Source organism: Streptomyces sp. NPDC059895 (assembly GCF_042731035.1).
Lineage (GTDB): Bacteria > Actinomycetota > Actinomycetes > Streptomycetales > Streptomycetaceae > Streptomyces.
This window is the reverse complement of sequence record NZ_JBHWKO010000110.1, coordinates 1-5,717: the sequence shown is the minus strand read 5'-3', so window position 1 is coordinate 5,717 and position 5,717 is coordinate 1. Positions and strand designations below refer to the sequence as shown.

Here is a 5,717-nt window from a genome sequence, read left to right as displayed (position 1 = left end):
GATCAGGCTGCCCTCAGCTTCAACCCCACTGCTGCGACAGCAGGTTGGTGCAGGTCTCTCACCTCCACTCGATCAACAAGCGCCTCACGGCGCACACGCTCCACGATCCACCGCTTGGGCAGCACCACGAACCCACGCGTGTGGTCGCTGCGCTTGACGATCGCCAGGACCAGGGCGAACGCGGCCAGGCAGTGCTCGACGAGGCTGCCGGTGTAACCGCCGTCGGCCCAGACGAGTTCCAGCCGGTGATGCGCGTCGGCCACCTGCTCCAACAGCACCTTCGCGGCGGCGCGGTCACCGATGCCCGCGCTCGTGACCATCACGCCCAGCAGCAGCCCCAGGGTGTCGACCACGACGTGCCGCTTGCGCCCGTTGATCAGCTTCCCGCCGTCGAAGCCCCGGCTGTCCGTGCCGACAACCGCGTCCGCTTTGACTGACTGAGAATCGATCACCCCCGCACTCGGCTCGGCATCCCGCCCCGCTTCCAGGCGGACCCGGCCGCGCAGCCGGTCGTGGAACTCTCTGACCAGCACGTGGTCGCGCCAACGGCGGAAGAACGCGTAGACCCGGTCCCACGGCGGGAAGTCGCCGGGCATCGCCCGCCACTTGACGCCGTTGTCCACGAGATAGCGCACAGCGTCCAGCATCGCTCGGTGGCAGTACGCCTCCGGCTGTCCGCCCCGGCCCCGCAGCCAGCCCGGCACCGGCAGCAGCGGCCGGACCACGGCCCACTCCGCGTCCGTCATATCCGAGGGGTACCGCCGAACACGTTCCGGATGATCGGCCGCATTCCCGAACCGGTGAGCGACACAATCACCACCCCGGCGCAGCCGAGTTGAACTCCACCGGCGCGAGCACGTACAACTGCGGCAACAGGGTCTCCTGGATCTCGGTCGGCTTCGCAACCCCGAGCTACCAAGAGGCCCTGCCTTCATGCCCGCGGCCGGCCGCGATCACCCGAACGAGACTCCCGTTCGACACCCACCCCTCAGGATCGGAACGACAACAGCTACTAAAGCCGGGGACACAAGGTACCCAACAGACACAGATTGCCTGGCGCTATGGCGGTCGGCAGGCCATCCCTTGGGGAGGCCCGAAAGCCCTGACTGAAGGTGTGTTCAGCCCTCGGGGACGGGGGTGCCCTGATGGTAGTAGAGCCGCCATCCGGTGTCGCCCTCGCCCTTGCGCCACAGGGAGCTGCGGCGGGCCCGGCGTCCGGCGATGACGCTCTCGTACGTCAGGTGCACGAGGTCCGGGGCGAGGAGCACCCCGCGCATGCCGGAGGCCTCGATGTGCGGGCTGTCCGCTCCGCCGTGCAGGGTGGGCAGGGCCGCGACCATCTCCTCGTACGTCCAGCGCCGCCCGGAGGCGCCGACCTCGACGAACTCGGGGTCGAACAGCTGGACGCCGACGGCGGAGGCCCGGACGGCGGGGTCGTGCAGGCGCAGTTCACCGTCCTTCGCAACGGCGATCGCGGCCTGCTCCTCGGGGTTCTCATTCGTGTCGATCATGGACGCATCCTCTCCCGCCCCGGAGCCCTCGGCAAAGGGTCCTCGGGTCCTCGTCCGTTGACCAAAGTGGAGAACATGGCATTCCGGGCCGCGGCGTGCCTGGCCGCCTCTACAGTTGCGTCATGGAGTTCAACTGGGGTGACTCGATCAGGGAACTGATGCTGGTAGAGCATCCTTCCGACACACACCTCTCGCAGTCGAGCACTCCGGGCGGAAAGAGCCCGCTGGCGCGGAATGACGACAACACGCTCAACACGCACGCCGTGCTGTTCGACGGGACGAAGGCGGCTCTGGTGATCCTCGGCACCGGCGTCGCGCTGGGGGCCGCTGCGGTGAAGGCCGCACCGCATGTCAAGAGCGGGCTGATCAGCCTTAAATCGAAGCTGCGCCGCCGGGCGGAGGAGACCACCGACGCCGAGCCCCCCGTTCCCCTCACGGTTGTTGCGGAGGTCGAGCCGGAGCAGCCTGACCCCCCTCGACTGCGCGCTGTCTGACCGTCAGGCCAGGCACCGGCGCAGGTCCGGGTAGATCCGCATCACGGACTGTCCAGCACCCTTGTGGTACCCGCATCACTGCAACTGGCGCGGTGCGGGCGGTGGGTCTCCGCACCCCCGCGCCAAGCCATCGGCCGCACTCCGTACGTCTTCAGCGCGGTCCTCGGCGTCTTGGGCGAGGTAGCGGGAGGACTCGTCACCGAGGGCGTCGACGAGCCGGTGCAGCAGGACGGCCCGGCGGTCGACGTAGGCCAGACGGCTGTCGGGGGTAGAGCCAGGGCCGTCGTAGTGCTCGGCATCGTTGAGCAGTCCCACCAGTTCCGCGACCAGCAGTCTGTCCGTCCCCGGCTCGACGGTACTCAAGACGGCTTTCCCGCGAGCGCGGCCAGGCGCTCCATCTCGTCCACGCCGTCGTTGCAGCACTGCCCGCACACCAGCCGCCGAGCCTTGGGCCGCTCGGGCAGCCGGACGTCGAACGGCATCCGGGCCTCGTCCTTGAACTCGCGCAGGTCGTAGTCGCACTCCGCGCAGACCAGCCGAGCGGCGCGGGCCTGCTTCTTCGACCAGGCGGGCCACTCCGCCGACAGCGCCAGCTTGGCGATGACCATGCCGTCGGCCCGGGGCTGGAACACCATGAAGTCCCAGTGCGGGGCGTCCTCGGGGATGTCGGCGACGGTCTGCTCCATCGAGGGCATCCACGGCACCAGGTGGGCCAGGTCCTTGCGCAGGATGCGGACCTCCTCGCCCTCGCGCATGGCCTTGCTGTAGGAGGAGGCGAGCGGGAAGCGGAAAGCCGTCACAATGGTGTGCGGGACCTGGAGCAGGTCCAGGTCCCGACTGATGTCGGCCGCGGTGGCCTTCCACTCGCCGCAGTTGACCTCCCGCCACATGGCCAGCCCGTCGGCGTTCAGCCTCCCAGACGCGTTGATCGTGCTGACGATCCGCCGCTGCGCGGCCCGGACCTCCGGGGTCGAGTAGGAACCGAGCAGAGAGTGCAGTTTGGTGTCACATAATTTGACACTGCCTCTGATGGGGGGCTGAGGTACGGCCGAAAGGGATAGCAGAGACCCTTGATGTTGGTTCAGGGTGTTCGTAAGGGGATCCCTCAACGGACACACCTGATCTTGAACGGTGATTGCCAGTGGCCTGCATGATCACCGTCTCATTTAGGGTGTCCAGTGATCTGTACGGTGAGCGGGGGCTATCCGTACACTTCCTGGTTATGGCCGGACTGTCCGCGGGCTACGCCCGATGCTCCACCGACATGCAGGACCTGACCGCCCAGCAGGAGATCCTGCTCGGCCTCGGCGTGCCGAAGGAGAGGATCTACCTCGACCACGGACTCACGGGTACCAAACGCGCCCGTCCCGGCCTCGATCAGGCGCTGGCCGCCGTGCGCGCCGGCGACACCCTCGTGGTGCCCAAGCTCGACCGCCTCGCCCGCTCCGTGCCCGACGCCCGCGAGATCGGCGACTCACTCGTTGCCCGAGGCGTCCGCCTGTCCCTCGGTGGGTCGATCTACGACCCGGCGGACCCGATGGGCAAGATGTTTTTCAACATCCTGGCCACCTTCGCCGAGTTCGAGGTGGACCTCTTGCGGATGCGCACCCGCGAGGGTATGGCCGTAGCCAGGGCGAAGGGGAAGCTGAAGGGCAAGCAGCCCAAGCTGAACGCCCGCCAGCAGGCGCACCTCCTCAAGGAGCACGCCACCGGCGACTACACCATCGCCGAGCTCGCCGAGCTGTACTCCGTCAGCCGGGCGACGGTGTACCGGGTACTGGAGCGCGCCCGCACAAACGAATGAACCTGTGGGTCAGCGCGGTCAGCCGTGGACGAGGCAGGGAACTCAGCGACTATTGCTCACCCGCTCTGGCGGTATCGCCTCCCACGGCTGGGCAATTGACCCGTCCGGCTCCACACCGTACGTGCGAAGTCGCTCCGCCTCTGGGCCGCGCCCCATCCGTGCCAGCAGCTCGGCAGTAATCCAGAGGCTCCTTTCGTTTCCGGACCTCAGCTCTTGCCGGAGCCAGCTGATCGCCTCCTCCTGCCGACCTGCCTGTTCCAGGAGCTTGACGGCCTGGCGCATCGCGTAGGTGCTCTCGCCGGAGAACGACTGATAGTGGTGGATGGCCTCGTCGATCCGGCCCTCGCCGACCAGCGGATCACCTATCCAGAAGATGAACGGGTTCGGGCCGCTCATCCTGCTGCCGATGTGAAGCTCGTCATCATCCCAGTAACCGACCGGTATCGGTTCGTCCATTGCGTATGCAAGCCGGTCGCCAAGCTTCTTCAGCTCGGTTTCGTCGTCCACCCCATAATGGCGGCTCAATACCTCGTTCAACTCATCGCGCCGGTCATCCAGCAGATAGGCGAGGGCCTCCAGAGCGGCCTCGGTACTCGTTGCTGTGCCGGTCTCTGTACTGGTTCCTGTGTGCTCCCGCAGCCAGCGGACGCTTTCCTCCACGTCGAGGCCGGACTGGTCGGTCAGCCAGGCCACCCGGGCGTAGGCATCCTCGTCCGCTCCGGATTCAGCGCACCATCGGTACCAGCGGACAGCCTCGGGAATCCGGTTGCTGTGTTCCAGCATCGCGGCCAGCCACCAGGCAGCCCTCGGGTGACCTGCCCGGACGGCTGCCACATAGCAGAGGGAGGCTTCGCGCATCAAGCCCCGGTGCTGAGCTGAACTGGCCAGATAGATGAGGTCGTCGCGGGCGGCGAAGTCGATGAGGGCGCCCCACAGGGCGGTGGGGACGAGGGCGGTGCGGCGAGTTTCGCGGCCGTGTTGTTCAAGGTAATCGGCCAGCCGGTAGTGGGGCTGCTCGTATGCGGGCTGACCGCCGCGCGGCCTGCGCCAGTAGAGGGGACTCCGCGCCCCGCGGCAGGCTTGCGTGTCGGTGACGTAGTCCCAGGCTGTCTGCTGCCAGTTGACGGGCAGAGCGTCCCACTGCTGGTCGGTCAGATAGCCGGGCGCGGCGGCTTCCAGCAGGGTGAGGGGAAGATCCTCGCCGTGGCCGAGGCGGCGGGCGTCCATGGCAGCCTCGATCAGCACCCGCGCGGCATCGGGAGCGTTGCGGTAGCGCTCCAGCAGAGCGGGGCTGCCGGCAAGATACTGGGTGACCTGCCCCTGCTCCGCACGTGAGAGGGCCTCGGTCAGTCGGGGATCGCCGTCGCTGGCGGTCAGTACGGCCTTCAGTTCCTCGGCGGTGAATGCCGCGGGAACCGAGATGTCCTTCGCCTTGACCAGCTGTCGGGCCTGCGCGTACGGGTCCGGGCCACTCCTGGGGACAGCAGTGAGCTCATGCCAGTGCTGGTGCCAGATGGTGCCCAGCACCAGCACCGGGGCGCGCCCGGGGGCGTTTAGCACCTCGCGGAGGCCGGACGCGACTCGCGTACTGTGTTCCTGGTTGAGGAGGTAGTGCTGGGCCTCGTTGAGCCACACCACGGTCTGTGGCCCCACCTGGTCCAGCTGCCCGATCAGGGCCGGCGCGTAGTCCGGCTCGATCGGATGCCACAGTCGCCACCCGCCCGGCAGCGTCTTGGCTGCTTCCCAGCAGGCCCGGGTCTTGCCCGTGGAGGACTCGCCGACCAGCACCGCGATGCCGCTTTGCCCGCCCGCAGGACTCTGTTGCTGAATTGCCTGCAGGGGTGCGGGGTGGCCCGGCATGATCGTTGGTGCGGTCGTTCTGTCTGCCCCGGCCGTAGGGGGTTGGTG

General features: G+C 67.8%; 7 protein-coding genes. 2 read left to right on the top strand and 5 right to left on the bottom strand.

Annotation, left to right across the window (positions count from 1 at the left end; genetic code table 11):
- Positions 1-2: 2 nt before the first annotated feature.
- The gene (locus ACFV9M_RS41675) at positions 3-746 is read right to left on the bottom strand and encodes an IS5 family transposase (protein ID WP_385079607.1); all 744 of its coding nucleotides are present in this window, start codon (positions 744-746) and stop codon (positions 3-5) included.
- A gap of 372 nt (positions 747-1,118) precedes the next feature.
- Entirely contained in the window at positions 1,119-1,511 is a 393-nt protein-coding gene (locus ACFV9M_RS41670) for a DUF4440 domain-containing protein (RefSeq protein ID WP_385079610.1), read from the bottom strand.
- 122 nt (positions 1,512-1,633) lie between these two features.
- Here ACFV9M_RS41670 and ACFV9M_RS41665 point away from each other — a divergent pair, with 122 nt between their 5' ends.
- Entirely contained in the window at positions 1,634-2,005 is a 372-nt protein-coding gene (locus ACFV9M_RS41665) for a hypothetical protein (protein WP_385079613.1), read from the top strand.
- Between the two features lie 75 nt (positions 2,006-2,080).
- Here the strand turns inward: ACFV9M_RS41665 and ACFV9M_RS41660 are convergent, their stop codons facing one another.
- Together ACFV9M_RS41660 and ACFV9M_RS41655 are read right to left on the bottom strand one after the other, a co-directional pair.
- Positions 2,081-2,368, bottom strand: a complete 288-nt coding sequence (locus tag ACFV9M_RS41660; RefSeq protein ID WP_385079615.1) for a hypothetical protein — start codon at positions 2,366-2,368, stop codon at positions 2,081-2,083.
- On the bottom strand, positions 2,365-2,895 hold the full coding sequence (locus tag ACFV9M_RS41655; RefSeq protein ID WP_385079618.1) for a hypothetical protein: 531 nt from the start codon (positions 2,893-2,895) through the stop codon (positions 2,365-2,367). Before ACFV9M_RS41655 ends, ACFV9M_RS41660 begins: the two co-directional genes overlap by 4 nt.
- Positions 2,896-3,227: 332 nt before the next feature.
- Here ACFV9M_RS41655 and ACFV9M_RS41650 point away from each other — a divergent pair, with 332 nt between their 5' ends.
- Complete coding sequence (locus ACFV9M_RS41650) at positions 3,228-3,809, top strand: recombinase family protein (RefSeq protein WP_385079621.1); 582 nt, start codon at positions 3,228-3,230, stop codon at positions 3,807-3,809.
- Positions 3,810-3,851: 42 nt separating this feature from the next.
- Here the strand turns inward: ACFV9M_RS41650 and ACFV9M_RS41645 are convergent.
- Positions 3,852-5,717 (bottom strand): hypothetical protein (locus ACFV9M_RS41645; RefSeq protein ID WP_385079623.1); only part of this gene is annotated, 1,866 nt, incomplete at its 5' end.